Origin of the sequence: Caldimonas mangrovi, from assembly GCF_023721835.1 — a bacterium.
GTDB lineage: Bacteria > Pseudomonadota > Gammaproteobacteria > Burkholderiales > Burkholderiaceae_C > Caldimonas > Caldimonas mangrovi.
The window spans coordinates 1-21,638 of record NZ_JAMKFE010000011.1 but is presented as its reverse complement, the minus strand read 5'-3'; the positions used below and the strand labels follow the sequence as shown (position 1 = coordinate 21,638).

18 protein-coding genes are annotated in these 21,638 nt (G+C 66.4%); 7 read left to right on the top strand and 11 right to left on the bottom strand.

The features are described 5' to 3' along the window. The first annotated feature begins 40 nt into the window (after positions 1-40). From M8A51_RS17260 to M8A51_RS17250, 3 genes are all read left to right on the top strand, one after another. Positions 41-1,018, top strand: a complete 978-nt coding sequence (locus tag M8A51_RS17260) for a Bug family tripartite tricarboxylate transporter substrate binding protein (RefSeq protein ID WP_251779764.1) — start codon at positions 41-43, stop codon at positions 1,016-1,018. Beyond that, a complete protein-coding gene (locus tag M8A51_RS17255) occupies positions 1,015-1,971 on the top strand; it encodes a M14 family metallopeptidase (RefSeq protein WP_251779763.1) in 957 nt (318 codons plus the stop codon). Before M8A51_RS17260 ends, M8A51_RS17255 begins: the two co-directional genes overlap by 4 nt. A gap of 107 nt (positions 1,972-2,078) precedes the next feature. After that, positions 2,079-2,945, top strand: a complete 867-nt coding sequence (locus M8A51_RS17250; protein WP_251779762.1) for an alpha/beta fold hydrolase — start codon at positions 2,079-2,081, stop codon at positions 2,943-2,945. 248 nt (positions 2,946-3,193) lie between these two features. On the opposite strand, the gene M8A51_RS17245 is transcribed toward M8A51_RS17250, so the two are convergent. Then, complete coding sequence (locus M8A51_RS17245; RefSeq protein ID WP_251779761.1) at positions 3,194-4,420, bottom strand: alpha-hydroxy acid oxidase; 1,227 nt, start codon at positions 4,418-4,420, stop codon at positions 3,194-3,196. 98 nt (positions 4,421-4,518) lie between these two features. Here M8A51_RS17245 and M8A51_RS17240 point away from each other — a divergent pair, with 98 nt between their 5' ends. Then, a complete protein-coding gene (locus M8A51_RS17240) occupies positions 4,519-5,415 on the top strand; it encodes a LysR family transcriptional regulator (protein ID WP_251779760.1) in 897 nt (298 codons plus the stop codon). Between the two features lie 30 nt (positions 5,416-5,445). Here M8A51_RS17240 and M8A51_RS17235 read toward each other — a convergent pair whose 3' ends face one another. From M8A51_RS17235 to M8A51_RS17220, 4 genes are all read right to left on the bottom strand, one after another. Further along, a complete protein-coding gene (locus M8A51_RS17235) occupies positions 5,446-7,335 on the bottom strand; it encodes a metallophosphoesterase family protein (protein ID WP_251779759.1) in 1,890 nt (629 codons plus the stop codon). A gap of 222 nt (positions 7,336-7,557) precedes the next feature. Continuing rightward, entirely contained in the window at positions 7,558-9,087 is a 1,530-nt protein-coding gene (locus M8A51_RS17230) for a carotenoid oxygenase family protein (protein ID WP_251779758.1), read from the bottom strand. A gap of 12 nt (positions 9,088-9,099) precedes the next feature. Beyond that, on the bottom strand, positions 9,100-9,528 hold the full coding sequence (locus M8A51_RS17225) for a DUF2141 domain-containing protein (protein WP_251779757.1): 429 nt from the start codon (positions 9,526-9,528) through the stop codon (positions 9,100-9,102). Between the two features lie 310 nt (positions 9,529-9,838). Continuing rightward, a complete protein-coding gene (locus tag M8A51_RS17220; protein WP_251779756.1) occupies positions 9,839-11,008 on the bottom strand; it encodes a GGDEF domain-containing protein in 1,170 nt (389 codons plus the stop codon). 222 nt (positions 11,009-11,230) lie between these two features. Between M8A51_RS17220 and M8A51_RS26310 the strand changes: the two genes are divergently transcribed. Beyond that, positions 11,231-12,958, top strand: coding sequence for a methyl-accepting chemotaxis protein (locus M8A51_RS26310; protein WP_259372053.1), 1,728 nt, complete (start codon positions 11,231-11,233; stop codon positions 12,956-12,958). 117 nt (positions 12,959-13,075) lie between these two features. On the opposite strand, the gene M8A51_RS17205 is transcribed toward M8A51_RS26310, so the two are convergent. Then, positions 13,076-15,214: a putative bifunctional diguanylate cyclase/phosphodiesterase gene (locus M8A51_RS17205; RefSeq protein WP_251779755.1), complete on the bottom strand. Its 2,139-nt coding sequence runs from the start codon at positions 15,212-15,214 to the stop codon at positions 13,076-13,078. Positions 15,215-15,488: 274 nt separating this feature from the next. Here M8A51_RS17205 and M8A51_RS17200 point away from each other — a divergent pair, with 274 nt between their 5' ends. Together M8A51_RS17200 and M8A51_RS17195 are read left to right on the top strand one after the other, a co-directional pair. Then, positions 15,489-15,635: a hypothetical protein gene (locus M8A51_RS17200; RefSeq protein WP_251779754.1), complete on the top strand. Its 147-nt coding sequence runs from the start codon at positions 15,489-15,491 to the stop codon at positions 15,633-15,635. A 150-nt stretch (positions 15,636-15,785) separates the two neighbouring features. Next, complete coding sequence (locus M8A51_RS17195; protein WP_251779753.1) at positions 15,786-16,007, top strand: hypothetical protein; 222 nt, start codon at positions 15,786-15,788, stop codon at positions 16,005-16,007. A 198-nt stretch (positions 16,008-16,205) separates the two neighbouring features. Here M8A51_RS17195 and M8A51_RS17190 read toward each other — a convergent pair whose 3' ends face one another. The 5 genes from M8A51_RS17190 to M8A51_RS17170 form a co-directional block, all read right to left on the bottom strand. Further along, complete coding sequence (locus M8A51_RS17190) at positions 16,206-17,291, bottom strand: protein-glutamate methylesterase/protein-glutamine glutaminase (RefSeq protein ID WP_251779752.1); 1,086 nt, start codon at positions 17,289-17,291, stop codon at positions 16,206-16,208. Beyond that, a complete protein-coding gene (locus tag M8A51_RS17185; RefSeq protein ID WP_251779751.1) occupies positions 17,288-18,094 on the bottom strand; it encodes a CheR family methyltransferase in 807 nt (268 codons plus the stop codon). The genes M8A51_RS17190 and M8A51_RS17185 overlap by 4 nt, the downstream gene beginning before the upstream one ends. A gap of 62 nt (positions 18,095-18,156) precedes the next feature. After that, complete coding sequence (locus M8A51_RS17180; protein ID WP_251779750.1) at positions 18,157-20,052, bottom strand: methyl-accepting chemotaxis protein; 1,896 nt, start codon at positions 20,050-20,052, stop codon at positions 18,157-18,159. 99 nt (positions 20,053-20,151) lie between these two features. After that, positions 20,152-20,730 (bottom strand): chemotaxis protein CheW, encoded by a 579-nt coding sequence (locus M8A51_RS17175; RefSeq protein WP_251779749.1) that lies wholly within the window; start codon positions 20,728-20,730, stop codon positions 20,152-20,154. Between the two features lie 20 nt (positions 20,731-20,750). After that, positions 20,751-21,638 (bottom strand): methyl-accepting chemotaxis protein (locus M8A51_RS17170; RefSeq protein ID WP_251779748.1); only part of this gene is annotated, 888 nt, incomplete at its 5' end.

Genomic DNA, 21,638 nt, shown 5'->3' with positions numbered 1-21,638 from the left:
TTGAAGGAACACTGGTGCCATCATTCCAACGGAGAGTCGCATGTCCCTCAAGATCCGTGCTGCATTTCTGGCCCCGCTCGCTGCGCTGGCGCTGCTGCCCGCCACCGGGGCGGCCCAATCCGGCCGCTATCCCGACAAGCCGGTGACGCTGATGGTCGGCTACCAGGCCGGGGGCAGCGTCGACCTGGTGGGACGTGCCATCGCGCCGTCGCTGTCCAAGCGGCTCGGCCAACCGGTGATCGTCGAGAACGCCGCGGGCGCCGGGGGCACCATCGCGGCCGCCAAGGTGGCCGGGGCACAACCCGACGGATACACCCTGCTGGTCGGCTCGCCGAGCGAAGTCGGCATCAACCACCTCACGAACAAGAAGCTGACCTACCACCCGATCCGCAACTTCACGCCGATCGGCCTGGTCGGTACCCAGCCGATGGTGCTGGTGGCCGGCTCGAAGCTGCCGATCTCCAATACGGACCAGTTCCTTCGACACGTTTCCGCTCACCCCGACCAGACGATGTACGCGAGCGCCGGTGTCGGCACGCCGCTGCACCTGGCCGGAGAAATGGTCAAGCAGAAGGCCGGGGTGTCGATGGTGCACGTGCCCTACCGGGGGGCGGCGTCGATGGCGACCGACGTGCTGGGCGGGCAGATCGACTTCAGCGTGTTCGTGCTGTCCAGTGCCTTGCCCTATATCAAGGACGGTCGCATGAAGGCGATCGGCCTGACGTCGGCCAAGCGCGTGCCCGTCGCGCCCGACGTTCCGTCCCTGGCCGAACACCCGAAGCTGCGTGGCATGGACCTCACCTTGTGGTTCGGGGTGCTGGCGCCCGCCGGCACGCCGCAACCGGTGATCGACCAGCTGCGTGCCGAACTCAAGGCGGTGGTCGGCGAGCCGGAGGTGAGCGCCAAGCTGCAGGCGGCCGGCCTGACCCTGACCCCGAACCTTGAATTCGCGCCCTTTCTCAAGAAAGAGATCGACAAGTACACCGACATCGTCGACTTTGCCCGCATCACCGAATGACAACGACGCTCGACATGCCGAAGGCGCCCGATATCGCGCGCTACCGGGAAGGCAATACGGGGGTTGAAGGGGTCTGGCGCTTCGATGCCGGCACGCCGGGCCGGCGCGTGCTGATCACCGCGTTGATGCACGGCAACGAGTTCAGCGGCGCGAGCGCCATCGCTGCATTGCTCGACGCCGGGGTGCGGCCGACGCACGGCGTGCTGACCTTGGCACTGTGCAACCTGAGGGCCTTCGATCGCTTCGACGCCGCCACGCCGCACGCCTCCCGCTACGTCGAGGAGGACATGAACCGGGTCTGGACCGACGAGGCCCTGAGCATGCCGGCCAGCAGCGAGCGGCTGCGAGCGCTCGAACTGCTGCCCTTCGTGCGCGACGCCGACTGGCTGCTGGACCTGCATTCGATGCACGAGCCGAGCCGGCCGCTGCTGCTGTCGGGGCCCAGCCCCCGCCATCTTCAGCTCGCTCGCCGGCTCGGCACGCCGCAGCACGTCGTGGTGGATGCCGGGCATGCAGACGGCTGCCGCTTGCGCGACTACGGGCAGTTCGCGCCCGACGGACGCGAGGGCGCCATGGCGCTGCTGCTCGAAGCGGGCTACCACTTCGATCCGGCGGCCGACGCAGTGGCGCTCGACATGGCGGCGCGGTTCCTGGTGGCGTCTGGCGTGGTCGTGCCCGAGCGGGTGCCGGCGGCCTGGCTGAAGCCGGTGCCACCGCAGCGCACGCTGCTTGAAGTCACGCACGCAATCGTTGCCCGCAGCATGAACTTCAGGTTCGCCGGCAGCTACACCGGCCTGGAAACCTTCGAGCGCGCGGGCGCGATCCTCGCGTACGACGACGACCGTCCGGTGCGCACGCCGTACCAGCATTGCACACTGGTCATGCCGTCGTTGCGGCAATTGCGACCCGGTGTCACCGTGGTGCGGCTGGCGCGGTCGTCGCCGTTTCCCTGACGCAGTGGACCGGCGGGGCAAGAGGTGATGCCGGTACGCAAGTTGCACGCCGATCTGCATCCCTGACGCCCCGCGGAGGTGCAATGTTCAGTGGCTTCGAGACACGGATGATCGACGTCGGCACAACATCGATCTTCGCGTGTTGCAAAGGAGAAGGGCCTGCGCTGCTGCTGCTGCACGGCTTCCCGCAGTCCCACCTGATGTGGCGTGACGTCGCTCCGGTCCTCGCGCACCGCTTCGCCGTGGTGTGCGCCGACCTGCCCGGCTACGGACAGAGCGGGTGCCCGGAATCCGACGCCGATCATGCGCGCTACAGCAAGCGGGCGATGGCGCTCGACATGGTGAGAGCGATGCACCGGCTGGGCCATGAGCGCTTCCTGGTCGCCGGGCATGATCGCGGGGGGCGGGTGGCCTACCGGATGGCGCTCGACCAGCCACGGCATGTCGTCCGTGTCGCGGTGCTCGATGTCGTGCCGACGTCCACCGCCTGGCATCACGCCCATGCTGACATGGCCCTGGCCTTCTGGCCCTGGAGCCTGCTGGCCCAACCGTGGCCGTTGCCAGAGCAGCTGTTGTCCGGGGCACCCGAGGCCGTCGTGGGCAACGCGCTGACCCATTGGGGAACGCCTGTCGCGACGTTTCCGCACGAGGTGCGGTCCGCCTATGTCGACGCGCTTCGGGACCCTGCGCGTGTTCATGCCATCTGCGAGGAATACCGGGCCGCGGCCACGCTCGATCGTCTGCACGACGAGGACGACCGGAAAGAGGGCAGGAAGATCGGAAGCCCGCTGCTGGCACTGTGGAGCTCGAAGGGAGGCCTTGCGACCTGGTACGAAGGCCAAGGCGGACCGGTCGGCGTGTGGAAGGGGTGGGCGGACGAGGTCAGCGGCGTGGCCATGCCAGGCGGGCACTTCTTCCCGGAAGAGAACCCACGCGAGACGGCGCAAGACCTTCTGCGCTTCTTTGCGCGGTAGGCCCGCCGCTCCGGGCATGGGCCCCCGCCTCGCGTGTCACCGATGCGCATGTTGGCGGCGCTCGGGGCACGAGGGCGTTGTTCAGCTCAGCGCAGGCGCCAGCCCTCGACCAGCACCTGCTCGGGTCAGACTGCGCGTGCAGCGGCGGCAGGGCGGTGGCGCAGGCGGCGCCGGCGATGAACTGGAGGAAGGTGGCGCGTTTCACCCGATAGGTCTGCGACGTTGTGGGATGAAAAAGCGCGATGCCTTCAGCGGCGCAGCAGGAACTCGGGGGTGATGTCGGTGCAGTGGCGCAGGCCGAGCAGCGCCGTGTTGCGGTCGATCTCGGCCTGCAGCAATGCGATCGCATGGGCCACGCCCGCCTGGCCCGCGATGGCAGCGGCATAGGTGAAGGGGCGGCCCACGAACACGAACGCGGCGCCGAGCGCAAGCGCTTTCAGCACGTCGGTGCCGCGCCGCACGCCGCTGTCCATCAGCACCGGCATGCCGCCGCAGGCGGCAACGATCTCGGGCAGCACCCGCAGCGGCGCTGCAGCGCCGTCAAGTTGCCGGCCCGCGTGGTTGGAGACGATCACGCCGTCGGCGCCGCGCTCCCGCGCGATGGCGGCGTCGCGGCCGCTCAGGATGCCCTTGACGACCAGCGCGCCACGCCAGCGGCGCCTGATGTGATCGAAGTGGACCCAGTCCAGATGGTCCCGCCCGGAGAAGTCACGCAGCACGCTCGACGACAGGATCGGCGCCCCGCGCTCGGCGTAGGAGTTCTCGAAATGCGGCATGCCGTGGCGCAGCAGCGTGCGGGCGAAGGTGCCGAACAGCCAGCGCGGGTGGGTCAGGCCTTCCCATGCCAGCCGCAGCGACGGCCGCAGCGGCGTCGAGAAGCCGCTGCGCACGTTGTTCTCGCGATTGCCGGCCACCGGGATGTCGACCGTGAGGACCAGCGTCCGGTAGCCTGCGCCGGCCACCCGGTCCAGCAGCGCGTCGATGCGTCGCTGGTCTCCCGGCAGGTAGGCCTGGAACCAGGCGTCGGGTGCCGCCTCGATGACGTCCTCGAGTCGGATCAGCGACGAGCCGCTCAGCACCATCGGGATGTTTGCAGCGTGCGCAGCCCGGGCCAGAGCCAGGTCACCGCGGTAGGCCGACAGGGCCGCCAGCCCCATCGGTGCGATGCCGAACGGCGACGCGTAGGCCCGGCCGAACAGCGTCGTCTGTTGGTCGCGTCGGGACACGTCGACCAGGACGTGCGGCTTGAAGGCGTAGGTTCCGAACGCTTCTCGGTTGTCCTTCAGCGACAGATGGGTTTCGGCCGCGCCGCTGACATAACCGAACAGAGGCCGCGGCAGCCGTCGCCGCGCGCAGTGCTCGAAGTCGTCGAGGGCAAGGATGTGCCGGAGCGTCCGAGGCGGCCGCCTTGAAGCGGGCCGAAACAGGTTGCGGGCGAGGGACGGGAGCTTGTCGGAAGCGGCGGCGAGGGGCATGGATGGAAAGCGCTGTGGTGGGATGCGCCCAATCTATGCCCACGTCATATCCATTGAAAGCGAATATATTTCACCAAGCAAATTCGCTTTTTTAGAACATGACGCTGAAGCAACTGGAGGCCTTCTACTGGGCAGCCACCTGCGCGAGCTTTGCGGTGGCGGCGCAGCGGGTGCATCTTTCGCTGTCTTCGTTGTCCAAGCGGATCGGCGAACTCGAGGAGTCGCTGGGCGAGCAGCTGTTCGACCGTACCGGGCACCGGGCCGTGCTGACCGAGGCGGGCAGCCGTCTCGTGCCTCGGGTGCGCGAACTGCTGTCGGCCGCCGACCAGCTGCGGCTGGACGTCGGGCATCGGACCGGCTTGCGTGGCACCTGCCGCTTCGGCGTGGGGGAGTTGACCGCGTTGACCTGGCTGCCCCGGCTCGTGAGGCGCATGCAGCAGGAGCACCCCGCGCTGGCCGTCGAGCCGTACGTGAACTACGGTGAAATCCTCGAGCAGCGGGTCGAAGCCGGCGAGCTGGATTTCGCCGTCATCGCGGGACGGTCGTCGCGCAGCACCGTCGCGTCGCAGCCCATTGCGCAGGCGAGGTTCGTCTGGTGCGGCGCCACCGCCGTCGTCGGCCGCGCGCGCCGCCTGACACCGGCGCTGCTGGCCCGATGGTCGCTGGTGACGCTGCCTGCCGGTGCGGGCAGCACCCGCATCGTCGGGGATTGGCTGGACACGCAGCGGGCGGAAGCGGCTCAGCGCATCACCTGCAACCACTGGGGGGCCGTGGCCGGCATGCTGGTCGAAGGCGTGGGGGTGGGGCTGTTGCCGCAAGGCTGGGCGCAGGCCCTGCAGCGGCGCGGGTTGCTGCGGCAGCTCAGGTGCGATCCGGACCTGGCGCCGCTGCAGTATTCGTTCCAGTGGCGTCGCGACGACACACGGCCGCTGGTCGCCGCGATGAAGCAGCTGACGGCGCACGCGGCCGACTTCTCTGCGGGAGCGCTGTTCTGACGAAGTGCCGGTGCCGGGCGTCGCCGGCACTCAGTGCTCGAGGGCGTAGCATTCTTCGAGCTCTTCGGCGGAAGGCGGCACGCTCAAATCGAACGATTTCCGCTGCAACAGCTTCATCGGCGCGGCGGGCTGCCCGTCAACACGCTGGTTGCCGTGCATCGACCACTCGACGCGCGTTTCCGACTCGAAGTCGAAGACGTAGAAGCCGTTCGCAGGGGCGTCGTACTGGAGCGTGGTGGGACAGCAGAATGCACGCATGTACCCGGCCCCGGGGCCGAACGGCGACGCGGCGGCAGGCGTGACCTTGTCGAGGATGAGCCGCTGGTAAGGGTCGTGCTGGTGTCCGAACAGGACCAGCTGTATGCCGCAGTCGAAGCAGCACCTCAGGAAGGCGTCCGAGTTCTCCATCGCCATGTTTTCGGCGACCTGCTGGCCTTGGTAGTCTTGTACGGGTTTGACGAGCTTCTCTTTCATCCACCCGAAGAACGTCGAGGAGTCGCCGGGCGTGGCCGGCTTCGCGTACTTGGTCACCGGATGATGATGCAGCAGGGCGATGCGCAGCGTCTTGCCGGGGTTGAAATCGATGAAGCCGCCACCGATACGCTCGACCCTCGGCTGTGCTGCCTTGTTTTCGATCAGTTTGCGTGCCTGCAGCAGTTCGGCGTCGCGGATTTCTCCCTTTGCCAGCGCGCGTGCCCAGTCCGCCGGGCTGAGCCCGGATCCGCGTCCTGCCTGCAGGCTGGAATCGAACACCAGGAAGAGCAAGGTCAGCGAATCGGCCTCGCGGCCATGCGGGCGGTAGCCGAGCAGGTAGGGGTACCCGCGCGGCGTGCCGAGCACCTCTTCGCAGGTCAGGTCCAGTCGTTGGCCGGTGACCGTCGCGCCTGCATACCGGTCGTGGTTGCCCGGCAGCAAGATGCGCTGCGACCTGGACGCGTTCAGCCCGTAGGCGGCGATTCGCATCGGGTTCGCGCCGGTGATCGAGCCGCTTTGAACATACTGCAGCACGGTCTCGAACGACTCCCGGGCACCGTCGGTGGTCAGGTCCCCCGTTGCGACCACGGCGTCGTAGCGCGGCTGCAGCGACGACACCGCCGAGGCCACGAACCGCGCGGTGTCGAAGCTGTGGGTCGGCGCCAGCACCGGCCTGGCGAGCTTTCTGCCCGGCTCCGAGAGATCGGCCGCCAAGTGAAGATCCGAGATATGCAGCAACCGTATGCGTTGATCGCTGCGCGGTTCCGCCAGCAGCGGCTCGACCAGGTGTCGATCGACCCTGATCTCGTAGGGCACTGCGTCGCGCAGCGTGCCGCTGAGCTGGAGGGTATCGATCAACACGCGGATGCCGGCCGGCCTGCGTTTGCCGAACGCTGTCCAGACCGAGGGCCTGTCTTCCGTGGCGCTTTGCAGCGCTGGCGCGAGGACGGACCGGCACCACATCGCGGTGTCGGGCGGCAGCTCGGCGCCCGGCCGCTCGGTGTTCGGCCGTGAGAACTCGATGCCTGAAATCTTGAAGGCGACCCCGCCTTTCAGGCGCAGGTCGATCTGCGCCTCGACCAGCAACAGGGCGATCTCGATCAGCGCGGCGTCGAGGTCGGTGTGGGCCTGGAGTTGCTGGACCAATGCGGCGCGGGAGATGTCGGCCCCCGACAGGCGATCCGAGGTGGTCAAGGTCATGCTCACGCCGGGGGCCACGGGCGGAGCAATGCCCAGGCCCATGCCGGGCTCGACGGTTCGTGCAGTGCCAGGCTGAACGGGCCTTTCGACCTGGGCGCGGACGTGAGCGGCAGCAGCGTTGATGATGCCGTTCTCGAGCCCCTTGACGATGTCTTCCCGCAGCAGATGGCCCGATCGCTTGACGTCGAAGTAGGCGAGGACCCGGTCGAACAGCGGTGGCAGCAGATCCGTGTTGGAGATGTACACCGGGAGATCCCTCCGAGGTCGTTGGGCGAGCTTTCCGCCGCCTGCCCGGGGCGTCGCAACCTGCATGCAGCACCGGACGGCGGCAACAGGTCATGAACGAGCATAGGTATACCGGGCAAGGTGTGCGCGGGCAACCGCCCCATACGAGGGAACTCGGCAACTCGGCTTCGACGCAAGCAGGCAAGCGCTTTTCGCCTGCTGACCCGCGCACATCGGGGAGACTCAGGAGGACTGGCCGGAGCGAGCAGGCACGAACGTCGCATGCAGGCCCAGCGGCATGGTGCGCGGCATCGAGGCCTGCGCCATCGGCCCCGCTGCCAAGCGCTGTGCGTCGAAGACCGAAAAGACCATGGTGTGTCGCCGCCAGTCGAGCGCGGTGCCCACCAGCCAGCCCTGTCCTTCTCCTTTCGCCTGTGGCGACGGCACGAAGACGTGTTCCTCCACCATGTGCCCTTCGGGATAGACAAAGCGGTCGGCGGACCCGCTCTCGGTGTTGACGCGGATCACGCCGTCGAACCACGGCGCGGCGTTGGCATGGCTGCGCAGGGCGCAGAAGAGGTCGCGGTGTCTTCGCCCGACCCGCCGGGGATCGATGCGCGGAAAGTCGGCCGTGTACGGCAACAGCCTTTGTGTGGCGCGGCCGCTGCCGAGATCGAGTTCGACCGTCGCGAGTTCCGGCGGGGCGCCAGCGACCTTTTCGCCGCGCATCAGCCGGTGAAGTTCCTGCTGCGCGAGCGAAGGATCGGCAAACCGGGCAAGGTCGAAATGGATCTTGCGCCCTTGTCGGTCTTCCCAGGCGTTGCCGAGGTGAAACACGAAACCCGTCGGCAACTCGAACCAGCGTTGCCGTGACAGGTCGTTCTTGTCCAACACCAGCACCCGCATCGCCTGACGGGGGTGCCAGACGTGACTGTCCAGGAAGGTGTGACCCGAACGGCGACGTTCCGCGTCGAACAGAAACGGCGGCAGAACGAACACCAGGTGGCGCTCGGTGATCGCGAAGTCGTGCATCATCGCGATGCGGGGCACCTCGATGATCTGTGCCTGCTGCAACTGACCGGCAGCCGAGATCCGATAGATCGCGAGCACCCCGTGCGAGCCCGCGACGCCGAAGTTCCACAGCGTGCCGTCGGGCTCCACCTTCGGATGCGCAGAGAACGGCATGGCCGTGAACTCTTCGCTCCATGTCTTGACGCCCCGCGTCTCCAGTGACTGCGCGTCGAGCACGGTGGCCGACCCGCCTTCCCACAACGCCATCAGTTCACCACCGTGATGAATCACACTGATGTTCGCGGTGTTGACGCCGTCGGGAGAACCGACGGGCTGAAGGCAACCCAGCGGAGTGCCGAAAGCGCCCCGGACCGGGCGGCCCGCCTCGGTGTCGGCGAGAAACTTTTCAGTGCGGACGAAGCGCCCGAAGTGCGTGATGCCGTGCTCGTCGATCTGGTACTTCTGCACCATGCCGTCGCCGTCGAAGAGATGGTGATAGCGGTAGCCGCCCAACTCGTGTCGCGCCGGCCCATTGCGATAGAAGGCCCCGGCCAGGCCCTTCGGAAGCCGCCCGCTCAACGCCATGCGAACCAGCGGTACGTCGTGGCTGAGGCCACGAAATCCCTCCAGGCGGGGATGCTGCTGTGCCTTTGCCGCAAACGCCCAGGCCCAATCGTCCGGGCTGCAGTCGGAGGCGCGCGCACCCGCGCTCCAGCCGGCGGCGGCCCCCCACAGTCCTTGCAGAAAGTGACGGCGGTCCATGGCGCGGGCTCCTCAATGGAGATTCACGGTCAGCGTGGTGTCCTGCTCGAGCTTCACCGCTGCGTCCTCGAAGCTCGGAGGGCCCATACGCCCGCGCACATTCGAGCTGAAGCCGGTTCGCTCGCGCGGTATGCCGAGCACGTTGGTATCGAGCCGGCCGTTGTCGTTCTCGTCGTGGTAGATCGACAGCGCATAGCGGCCGGGCGGCAAGTCCCGGTAGTGCACCACCGTCCTGTCGGTCTGCACACCCACCTTTTGCGTGCGCATGGCTTGCGCCGTGCTCATCCACCCGTCGGCCGAGTTGTACAGAGCGGTGTAGAGCGTTCCGCTGGTGAGCTTGGGGTTCGTCACCTCGATGGCAAGATCAAGGGCGGCTGCCGAGCCTGGAATGGCTTCCAGGATGCCCGCCAGCAAACAGGCGGCAATCAGTCGTTGGGGCATGGGAGGCTCCTGCGTAGGCGTGTGTTGCCGCAGACAGGCCCGAGCAACGACGAAAGTGTCGACGATGCGGCCCGGAGCCTGATGGCTGATCTGCGACGAAACGTTGCAGTCATCGACCCGGCACGCCGGCCGGCCGCTGCGTCGGTCATGCAAGCGGCCGCGGGCTGCCAAGGGTCATTGATCGCGCTTACAACGCTGCGGCCCGTCGAATCGATGAGCCTCCGGGAGGTCCGGGGCCGCGCGTTCCGTGCGTGGAAGTGGCTGCCTGGCGGTCAGGACAATACCTTTTCGGGCGGCGCGATCGAGGTGTTCAGGCCGTAGCAGGTTCTGCCCCGATCGGCTCGAACCGCACCGAGTTCCGGGTGCTTTTCGCTCGATAGAGCTGCTCGTCGGCGCGCTGCAGCAGGCCGTCCATCTGGTAGACCTCCGGCCGGCCTTGGGCGGTGGCGATCCCGGCACTCAAGGTGACCATCGGCAAATCGTCGGTGGCGGCAGCCTGTGCGTTGCGAAGGCGCTCGAGCGCGATCAGGGCGTCGGAGCCGCCGGTGTCGGGTAGCACCAGGAGAAACTCCTCGCCGCCCCAGCGGGCGACAAGGTCGCTCGTGCGCAGGATGTGGACCGACAACTCGGCAAACCGTTTCAGCACCTGATCCCCGACGGCGTGACCATGGCTGTCGTTGACCTTCTTGAAATGATCGAGATCGCACAGCGCTATGGACACCGGGCGTCCGCTGCGGCTGGCCCGACGCAGTTCGGCAGTGAGGCGAGGGAGGACGCCATGTCGGTTGAGTGCACCGGTCAGTGCGTCCGTGCTTGCGCGGTGGGCCAGACTTTCGGCGGCCTCCTGTTGCAGCCACAGCAGGAACGCCATGGCCGCGAGCAGCGTCATGATCGTGCCCATCAGCAAGTACATGGTGGCCCACTGATGCCCTCCGGCCTTGTGGTCCGATGCTGTGCCAAGCATGACCAGATTCGCCAGGAGAGCCCATGCGAACGCCAACGTGAGCGCCCGTGCTCCCCACAGACGGCGCGCATGCGGCCATGTGATCTTGAGCTTCACGGCGAACAGCACGACCATGACGGCGTGGAACAGGCGTTGCCGATCCACCGCGCTGTCGAAGAGCAGGGCACTGAGCAGGGCGATCAGCAAGCCGACGGCCAGGCCTCCTGCCAGCCCCGTGCCGACCTTCGGATGAGGCGACACGTGACGCCGCAGTGCCAGCCAATGCCAGGCGGCACCCGCGGCGACGCAGACGTTGGTCAGCAGCATCGCGTCGACCGACGCGGGGAGCATGGCCGGTTGCAGTTCCGCCAGTGTCGGGTATCGCGAAACTATGAGTGCGGCATCGCCCAGCAGCCACGTTCGCATGCCAATCGCCGAGGCACCGAGACTGATCCGACTGATGAGCAGGCTGACGGAGAAGGCGGTGGCAAACAGGACGGAGACGACTCCGATCGTGAAAGGATCGAGCACGGGCATGCTTGCGCCTTCGGCTCCTGCCGTGCGTTTTGTAGGGGCGGGGGACGTGCAAGGCGTGAGAAATGCACGGGGCGTGCGTTTGATTCAAACGCATCCGGCCGGAATGAAACAGGCCCTGGCGCAACGGGAATGAAAGCGGTCGTCCCTCGCAGACTTCGCGGCTCGCGATCCGGGGGAGGAGCGTGCCGGTCATGGAGTGAGAGGTCCTGCCGGCCCAACGGAATGCGGCAACCCATCGGGACGGCAGTGCAGGTCGCGCGTGAATTGTGTCCTCAAGTCTGCGTTGTTCCACGCCGACAACGCTACACCACGCTGTCGTTCCGCCCCCCGGGGCGGGTGCGGCGACCACCATCGCTATCACCCCGCTGCGCGGGCAATCCAGAGGTGAACAAAGTGCTGTCTCGTTTCCATCGCTGGTCTCTGGCTCTCAAGCTGCGTCTGCTCGCCATCGGCGTGACGCTCGCGGTCTTGGCTCTGGCCGCCTATACCGGCTGGACCTACTATCACGAGATCGTCGAATACCGTCTGGCGACGACGCGCTCGGTCGTGCAGCAGGCCGTGGCCATCGCCCAGCGATATCACGACGACGAGCGCGGAGGGAGGCTTTCCGCTTCCGACGCACAGGCCAAGGCTGTCGCCGAGATCAAGGCGATCCGCTACGAGGGCAAGGAATACATCTGGATCAACGACATGACGCCGCGCATGGTTGCCCATCCGATCAAGCCGGAACTCGACGGGCAGGACCTCAGCGGCATGGCGGATCCGGACGGCAAGAAGCTGTTCGTGGAGTTTGTTCGTACCGTGGAACGCGCGGGCGCAGGCTACGTCGACTACCTGTGGCCGAAACCCGGCCACCAGTATCCCGAGCCCAAGCGCTCGTATGTGGTCGGGTTCAAGCCGTGGGGCTGGGTGCTTGGCTCGGGCGTGTACGTCGACGAGGTGCGACGTGCCGCGCTGCAGTTCGCCACCGTCTGCCTGGGCATCGGCCTGGCGGTCGGAGTGACCGTGCTCCTGTGCACGCACCTTCTGGCCCGCACTGTGCAACGCCGGCTCGAGGCAGCACAGCACGCCTTGCAGGCGATCGCCGAGGGTCGATTGAACGAGGACGTCGATGCCCAAGGGGGACACGACGAGATCGGTCGCCTGATAGCGGCTGTGCAGCTGACCCGACACAGCCTGGCCAAGATCGTCTCCGACGTGCGCCTCGCGAGCGACAGCATCTCGACTGCATCGGCCGAGATCGCCAGCGGCAACCTGGATCTGTCAGGTCGCACCGAACAGGCCGCCGGCAGCCTTCAGCAGACCGCCTCTTCGATGCAGCAGCTCACGCACACCGTCAAGCAGTCTGCCGATTCCGCCCGTCAAGCCAACCAGATGGCCGCGTCGGCTTGCGACATCGCGTCTCAGGGGGGCGCAGTCGTCGCGCAGGTGGTGAGCACGATGGGTGACATTCACGAGGCGTCGAGAAAGATCGCCGACATCATCGGCGTCATCGACGGCATTGCTTTCCAGACCAACATCCTGGCACTCAACGCGGCTGTCGAGGCGGCCCGCGCCGGCGAGCAAGGGCGCGGCTTTGCCGTGGTGGCGGGCGAGGTGCGCAATCTGGCGCAGCGCTCCGCGCAGGCCGCCAAGGAGATCAAGCAGTTGATCGGCGCTTCGGTCGAGAAGGTCGGCTCCGGCGCCCAACTGGTGGAGCGCGCGGGAACCACCATGAACGACATCGTCTCCTCGGTCCGGCGCGTGTCCGACATCATTGCCGAGATCAGCGCGTCGGCGGTGCAGCAGGATCAGGGTATCGAGCAGGTGTTTCAGGCCGTGGCCGAACTGGACCGCATGACACAGCAGAACGCGGCGCTGGTGGAGGAGTCGGCCGCGGCTGCGGAGAGTTTGAAGGATCAGGCACACCGGTTGGCGCACTCGGTCGGGACATTCAAAGTGACCGCCTGACGAGGCACGCCTGCGCTGCTACCGCCGGTCGTCCCTGCGACGGCGTTCTCCGCTCATCGGCCTCCGACGTGAGAGGCAGCCGTGCCGCCGGTATCTGCGGCACGTGATGATCCTCGGCTATCGCTTCATGGCCTCGCCGGGCAAGGTCTCGGACCACACGGGTGCAGGAGCATCGTCGCCGCGAGCGAATCGTCGGTCTTGGATCCAGTCGATCAGCCGTTCTCGCGCCATCGGCCGCGCGTAGTAGTAGCCCTGTATCAGGGTGCAGCCGGCCTCCTTCAGCCACAGAGATTGTTCGCGCGTCTCGACCCCCTCGGCGACGGTCTTGAGGCCCAGGCGATCGGCGAGCGCGAGTATCGATTCCACGATCGACGTGCCGACGCGGTCTCCCTCGAGTTGCCCGACGAAGGCCCGGTCGATCTTCAGCTTGTGGACGGGAAGCCGGTGCAGGCGACTCAGGGAGGAGTAACCGGTTCCGAAATCATCGATGGCGATACGGAAACCGAGGGCCGCCAACCGCCGGACCGCGTCTTCGCTGGTGGCCGCATCCATGAGCGATCCTTCGGTGACTTCGAGTTCGACATCCCGGGATGTGAGGCCGTGCCGTTCCACCACGTTGCACAGCACACTCACGAAGCTCGGGTCGGCCAGTTGCTTGGGGGATATGTTGACGCTGACGTAGGGAATGCACGTGCCGCTGCCCCGGCAGGCTTGCAGGTCGGTGCAGGCGAGTTCGAGCAGCAGCAGACCCAACGGGCCCATCCATCCTGATTGTTCGGCGGCGGCGATGAACAGGTCGGGCCGGATCATCCCGCGGGTCGGGTGTCGCCAGCGCGCCAACGCTTCGACGCCGCGCAGTTGGCCATCGACATCCACTTGCGGCTGGTACTCCAGGAAGAACTGCTTGCGCTCGATCGCGGCCTTCAAGGCGTCAAGCAACTCGTAGCGATCACTCGCGTGCCGCGACATCGCCTGGTCGAAGTACCGCAGACGACCCCGCCCGGCGTGCTTCGCCTCGTACAGCGCCAGATCGGCGCGGCGCAACGCCTCTCCAAACGGCTGCTCTGCAGTGATCGATTCGGCAACGCCGATGCTCAGGCCCATCGACACCGAACCGGTTTCGAGATCGATCGGTCGCGACACGATTTCCATCAGCCGTTGCGCTTGTCGCTCAATGGCCGGCCGATCGGTGCTTGCGCAGAGCGCGAGCGCGAACTTGTCTCCGCCGAACCGACCCAAAAGCGCCGAATCGGGAACTGCGCTGCGCAGCCGGTCGGCCACTTCTTTCAGCACGACGTCACCCACGGTGTGGCCGTGGTGATCGTTGATGTCCTTGAATCCGTCGAGATCCAAATACATCAAGGTCCAGCTGCGCGCATCGGCGGACGCCCGGTCGTTCACGGCGCGCACCGCCATCTCGAAGGCCGAGCGATTCAGCAGGTGGGTGAGTGCGTCGAGTGTGGCGGCCCGCCGGAGGTCCGTCTCCGCGCTCGACAGACGAGCGCGAAGCCGTCGCGAGGCGGTCGCTTGTGTCGCAGCCGCGATCAGCAGCACCAGGACGAAGAAGGCGATGGCCCGCAACGCCTCGAGATAGACCTCCACCAAGGAGTACCGAACGGTGAGCGAGGCCGTCGATTTGTCGTCAGCCGCGGTCACGCACACCGACAACCAGTCCCGGCCGCTTTCGCAATCGGGGGCGGATCCACGGGATTCGGACAGGCAGTGCGCGCTGTGGCAGTAAGTCGCGGACATCACCCGGTCGAACCCTGCCGACGCTTCGCGCAGTACGTCAACGACCGTCGCGCCCGGCCAATGCCCCTCGTCGACGTGGTGCACCAGGGCCAGTATGGAGGCTGCGTCATCGGCCGCATCCTCGCGTGCCGATTGAAGCTCGAAGTACAAGTGCTGGCAGGTGAACAACACGACCGCTGTCAGACTGGCGACCAGCAGCGGCCACAAGCGTTCCAACACGTGCGGTCTGGCTGCAGCGCTGCGGAGCAATCCGACATGCATGAGGGTCAATGGCGGTTGTATGGACCGATCGAAGGCTGAATGTGGCGCGGCGTTCGCGACACCCAGCAGGGAAGCCCGGTTCGGGCCCATCGAACGATGTGCGGCGCTGCCGTCGCGAACTTGAGGGGCGGCGGGATCGCAGATCCGTGGTGTCGTGAGTTCTTTCGCAGCAATGAACGTGCCGGAAGCAGCGCCTTCACCGTTGAGGGTCCGGTTCTGGAAGGGCGCTTGACGAGGGAGCATGCGAGCGGACTCCACGGATCTCCGCTGGGCACACCGGCTGCCAAGGGTTGCTCGGTCAAGTCGCCCGGGCCGGCCCCACCGGCACGGCGGCGGCTCGCGGCGCTCCATTCACGATCTGCTGAAACACCCGCTCTTGTATCGGGTCGCGCCCAGCGCTGCGCTTGCATTGAGCGCGCCGCGCAACGGCTTGGCCCTATCGGGAGAAATCTCGGGCGCACCCGTGCTCCTTGAGTTTGGTGACCCACGCCCTGGACTCGCCTTCCAGGTGCATGACGTGGAAGGCCGCATGTGCTCGCTCGACGAAGCCTGGGGCAAGATTGTCGTCGTGGGGTCGAGCAGCGTCACGTTCCTGCTCGTGGCCGCTCAGTACACCAGCGGCCGGATGCTGGCCATTCAGCGTTGGGCGATCGCCAGGGGATGATTTGGCTCACGATCGCTGTCGCGAGCCATCCCCGTGATCCGACTCCTTGCCAGCGGCGGCGGCTTGGGCCTTCGGCCAATATCTTGAAGCGCGTTTCGAATCTACCGCTGACGGAGCGCAATGCGAGGACTACGACGTATCAAGGGATGGTTGAAGCAAGTCGGCTATGACGATCGCCATTGGCTGCGAATGCGCCAAATCGACTCGTTCCACCCATTCCTGGGGTCACGCGGCCGCATCGGCGATGTGCTGGAAGTGTCGCCTGGCTGGAACCAGGCATGGAAACGCCTCCCGTCTGCAAGCTGCACCGCGGTGGAATATCCCGAGTTCGATATCTGCCGGGACGTGCTGCCGAAGCCGTTCGACATCTGATCGCCGATCAGGTGCTTGAGCATGTGCCCGAGCCGGTCGAGGCCGTCCGGTGCATGCGAGAGATGCTCGAACCGGGCGGTCATGCCCTCATCGCCACACCCTTGCTGTTGCGGGTTCACGTCGGCCCCCACGACTATCACCGGTGGACCGAATCTGGTTTGAGGCAACTGCTGCTTGCTCGACGTCGCGTCGTGAACCTCAGCTCCGGTGCTGCAGCGGCGGGTGCGAGGCGATCTCTGCCGGGATGGCGTCGAGGCTGACCACCTTCTGAACGCCGCCGCGCTTGATGGCCTCCTTCGGCATCCCGAAGACGACACAGCTCTGCTCGTCCTGCGCCACCGTATGGGCACCGACATTGCGCATCTCCAGCAAACCTGCCGCGCCGTCGTCGCCCATCCCGGTCATGATGATCCCCGTCGCATTCGGTCCGGCGCAGCGCGCTGCGGAGCGAAACAGCACGTCCACCGACGGCCGATGGCGATTGACCAGCGGGCCATCGACGACGTCGACGAAATACTGCGCGCCGCTGCGCCGCAGCAGCATGTGCTTGCCCCCAGGAGCGATCAAGGCCCGCCCGGGCAGCACCCTGTCGTTGCTGCTGGCTTCCTTCACGCGGATCTCGCACAGCGCGTCGAGGCGAGCGGCAAATACCGCGGTGAAGCGTTCGGGCATGTGCTGCACGATGACCAGCCCCGGGGACAGGCGAGGTAGGGCGGTCAGTACGGCCTCCAGTGCCTGCGTGCCGCCGGTCGACGTCCCGATCGCCACCACCCGCTCCGTCGTCTGGATCATGGGCGCCGCCGTTGCAGCCGGAAGCACGGCATCGGCCGTGTGTTTCGGTGCCACCGGCGTCGCCTCTGCTCGTGGTTTCAGGCGCTTGGGGTGGGTTCTCGCCGCGGCTCGCACCGTGGAGACGAGTTCATCGGCCGATTCGTGCAGGAACTGCTTCAGGCCGAGCTTCGGCTTGGTGACGACCGCCACCGCACCGGCGGCAAGCGCCTCCATCGTGGTCTTCGCGCCTTTCTCGGTGAGCGTAGAGCAGATGACGACCGGTGTGGGCCGCTCCTCCATGATCTTGCGCAGGAACGTGATGCCGTCCATACGTGGCATCTCGACGTCCAGCACGATGACGTCCGGCCACTGCTGACGCATGCGCTCCTGAGCGAGCAGGGGGTCGGCGCAGGCGGCAATGACCTCGATGCCGGGGCATTCCTGCAGCAAGCCCGAGACGACCTGCCGCATGACGGCCGAGTCGTCGACCACGAGAACCTTGATGGAACTCATGGCTTGCGGTAGACGGCCGGGCGGATCTGCTGCACGTCGCTGTTGATGTCGTGAAGGCTTTCAGAATGCCCGATGAAAAGATGTCCGCCTCGCTTCAGCTGCGACACGACGCGAGACACCACCTGCCGCTTGGTGTCGCCGCTGAAATAGATCATCACGTTGCGCAGGAAGACCACGTCAAACATGCCGATCTGCGGCAGTTGCTCGTTGAGGTTGGCATGCATGAACTGCACCCGCTGTCGCAACGCCCTTTCAACGAGCAGCGTTCCCTCCTGCCCCTTGATGCCCTTCAGACAGAAGCGCTTGAGGTAGTCCGCTGGGATGTCGCGCGCGCGCTCCATCGGATAGTGTCCGACGCGCGCCCGTTCCAGCACGCGGCTGCTGATGTCAGTGCTCAGCACCTCCCAGCGCTCGCGGCTCATCAGGTCAGCGAGCACCATCGCGATGCTGTACGGCTCCTCGCCCGTCGAGCACGCGGCGCTCCACACGCGCATGGGCTCGGAGTTCGGCGCGCGTGCCTGGCACAGTTCACGCAAGAACTCGAAATGCTTGCTCTCGCGGAAGAAGTAGGTCTCGTTCGTCGTCAACAGGTCGATGGCCGTCTGCACCTCGGCCTGGGCCTGCCCGCTCGCCAGCAGCTCCAGGTAATCGGCGTAGCTGTCGAGCTGCAGCTGCCGCACGCGCTTGGCCAGTCGGCCGGATACCAGCGCCTTCTTCGTCGACGACAGCGTGATGCCGGCCCGGTCGTAAATGAAGCGCTGGAACTGCAGGAATTCTCTGTCGTCGATGGCGATGAAACTCATGTCGGCTGAGCCCCGAAAGGAAGTGCGGCAGGCGTGCCGTCGCTCGGAAGGACGTCGCGGCCTCAGAAGCGAACGAAGTCTGCTTCCGAAGTGAACTGCGCTTCCGCGAGGGCGGTACCGACGGCGGGTCGGCGCTTGTTGGCGGCCGACTTCACGGCCACAGTCGGCGCGGCTGCAAGGCGCTTGCCCGGAGCCGCGACGGCCCAAGCTTCGAGCTTGAAGAACGACATGGTGCGCTGCAGTTGCTCGGCCTGGCCGCTCATCTCTTCGGCCGTGGCCGCCAACTCCTCCGAGCTCGACGCGTTCTGCTGCGTCGTCTGGCTCAGCTGCGTCACCGCGGAGCTGATCTGGTTCACCCCTGACGACTGTTCCTGCGATGCCGCCGAGATCTCCTGCACCAGGTCCGACGTCTTCTTGATGCTCGGAACCATCTCGCCCAGCAGTTTGCCGGCCCGCTCGGCCAGCTCCACGCTGGAGCTCGCCACGGTGCCGATCTCCTGCGCCGCCACCTGGCTGCGCTCGGCCAGCTTGCGCACCTCTGCTGCGACCACCGCAAACCCCTTGCCGTGCTCTCCCGCGCGCGCTGCCTCGATCGCCGCGTTCAACGCCAGCAGGTTGGTCTGGTACGCGATGTCGTCGATGATGCCGATCTTCTGGGCGATCTGCTTCATCGCCGACACGGTCGCCTTCACCGCTTCGCCGCCTTCTGCTGCATCCGTCGCGGCTTTCGTCGCCATCCCGTCGGTCACCCGCGCGTTCTCCGTGTTCTGCGAGATCGATGCCGTCATCTGCTCCATCGACGCGCTGGTCTCCTCCACGCTCGCGGCCTGTTCGCTGGCCGCCTGCGACAGCGCCTGCGCCGTCGCGCTCACCTCTTCCGACGCCCCCGCCAGCGCTTCCGCTCCGCCGTTGACCTCCGCCACCACCTGCGACAGCTTCTCCACCGTCTTGTTGACGTAGCCCTTCATGTCGCCGAAAGTGCCTTGGTACTCGCGCTCTATCCTCCTGGTGAGGTCTCCCTGCGCCATCGATTCCATGACGTTCACGACGTCGCTGACGCTTTCACCGGTGGTGTGCATCAGCTGGTTCAGCGACTCGGCCATCTCCTTTTGGAAGCCCTGCAGCCCCTGCGGGTCGATGCGCGCCTCGAACGAGCCTCGATTGGCGGCGGCAACCAGTCCTTGCTGGCCCTCGACCAGTTGGCGCAGCTTGCCGACCATGTGGTTCATTGCCTCCAGCAGCCGACCGGTCTCGTCGCGCGACCGCACGTCGATGCGGACGTCGAGATCACCGGCGGCCAGGGAAGACGACACGGCGACAGCCTGCCGCAGAGGACGGGTGATGCTCAGCGTGATGGCCGCGCCGCTGACGATGGAGACCAGCACGATGACGATCAGCGCCAGGACGACTGTCATCTGGGCGCGGGCGCTGGCCGCTCTCATCTCGGCTCCCGCCTTGGCGATCGATTCGTCCGTCAGCTTCAGCAGCTTGTCCAGCGCCTGGGCGATCGGCTTGTCCGCTCCCTTGACGGCCTTGTCGAGTTCGAGCGGATTCCCGGTGGTGGCACGCAGGGTGACCAGCGTCTCCATGTCCTTGCGGTAGCTCGCCGTGCCGGCCAACACTTGCTGCATGAGCTCCTTTTCTTCTGCGCGCAGTTCTGCAATCTCGCCGTAGATCTTGGCCTGCTGGTCGATCGCGTCCATGTCGGCGTCGAAACGCTTCGCATAGTCGCCGCCGCGCAGGATGAAGTTCTTGAAGTTCTGTACGCCGCTTGCGAGATTCTCGCTGCCTTGCACCGCGGCGTTGCGCTTCGCGAGCGTCTGCTGCTCGAAGCCCGCCCATGACACTTCCATGTGGCGCGTCTGAAACGTCGCTGTCGCTCCCAACATCACCGACAACAGCGTCAGCAATGCGAATGCGATGCCGAGCTTGACCCCGATCTGGAGATTCCTGAACATGATTTTTCCTTGATCCGCTGCTCCTGGTGGCGGGCGCTACGCGGATTCGTCTTGAGATACGCCGGTGGCCTCGGGCAGCCGGCTCGATTTACTCGCCGATCACTCGCCGGTCAGCGCACGTCCGCTCGTCTCCGGACCGCTGGATGCAGACTCGGCCTGCCGCGTCATCTGCGCGGCCTCGCCGACGGACAGCATCTGGTTCACGTCGAGCAGGATCACGAACTTGTCACGGACCTTGCCCATGCCTTCGATGAAGTCGCTGCGTATGCGTGCGCCGAACGCCGGCGGAGGCTCGATCTCCGAAGCGCCGATGTCCAGCACCTCGTTGACCGCGTCCACCACGACACCGATGACCTGCCGTTCCTGCTCGGATTCGATCTCCAGGATGACGATGCAGGTGCGTTTTCCCACTGGGCTCGGGGCGCGGCCGAACCTCATCAGCAGGTCCATCACCGGCACCACGGCACCGCGAAGATTGATCACACCGCGCACGTGCACCGGCATCATCGGGACCTCGGTCAGCCCCCGGTACTCGATGATCTCCTTGACGGCCAGGATGCCGACGGCGAAGGTTTCGCCGGCAAGCATGAACGTCAGATACTGCGCGCTCTGAACGCTGGCTTGGAGCGCCTCCGTCCGCTGGCGCTTCGTGGGCTGCTGAAGAGCAGTCGTGTTCATGATGACCCCTTTGTGCCGGATCAGAAACGGGCGAACTCGGTTTCATCGAGCACGTCGACGACCGGTGCATGAATCACGGGCATGCGAACCTCCCTGCGAGGCCGTGCAACTGCCTTCGCCCCGGCAACCGCGCGGCGTGCCGGTGCCGGCGATGCAGGCTCGGCCGCCGCGATGTGTTCGAGCTTGAAGAACGACATGGTGCGCTGCAGTTGCTCGGCCTGGCCGCTCATCTCTTCGGCCGTGGCCGCCAACTCCTCCGAGCTCGACGCGTTCTGCTGCGTCGTCTGGCTCAGCTGCGTCACCGCGGAGCTGATCTGGTTCACCCCTGACGACTGTTCCTGCGATGCCGCCGAGATCTCCTGCACCAGGTCCGACGTCTTCTTGATGCTCGGAACCATCTCGCCCAGCAGTTTGCCGGCCCGCTCGGCCAGCTCCACGCTGGAGCTCGCCACGGTGCCGATCTCCTGCGCCGCCACCTGGCTGCGCTCGGCCAGCTTGCGCACCTCTGCTGCGACCACCGCAAACCCCTTGCCGTGCTCTCCCGCGCGCGCTGCCTCGATCGCCGCGTTCAACGCCAGCAGGTTGGTCTGGTACGCGATGTCGTCGATGATGCCGATCTTCTGGGCGATCTGCTTCATCGCCGACACGGTCGCCTTCACCGCTTCGCCGCCTTCTGCTGCATCCGTCGCGGCTTTCGTCGCCATCCCGTCGGTCACCCGCGCGTTCTCCGTGTTCTGCGAGATCGATGCCGTCATCTGCTCCATCGACGCGCTGGTCTCCTCCACGCTCGCGGCCTGTTCGCTGGCCGCCTGCGACAGCGCCTGCGCCGTCGCGCTCACCTCTTCCGACGCCCCCGCCAGCGCTTCCGCTCCGCCGTTGACCTCCGCCACCACCTGCGACAGCTTCTC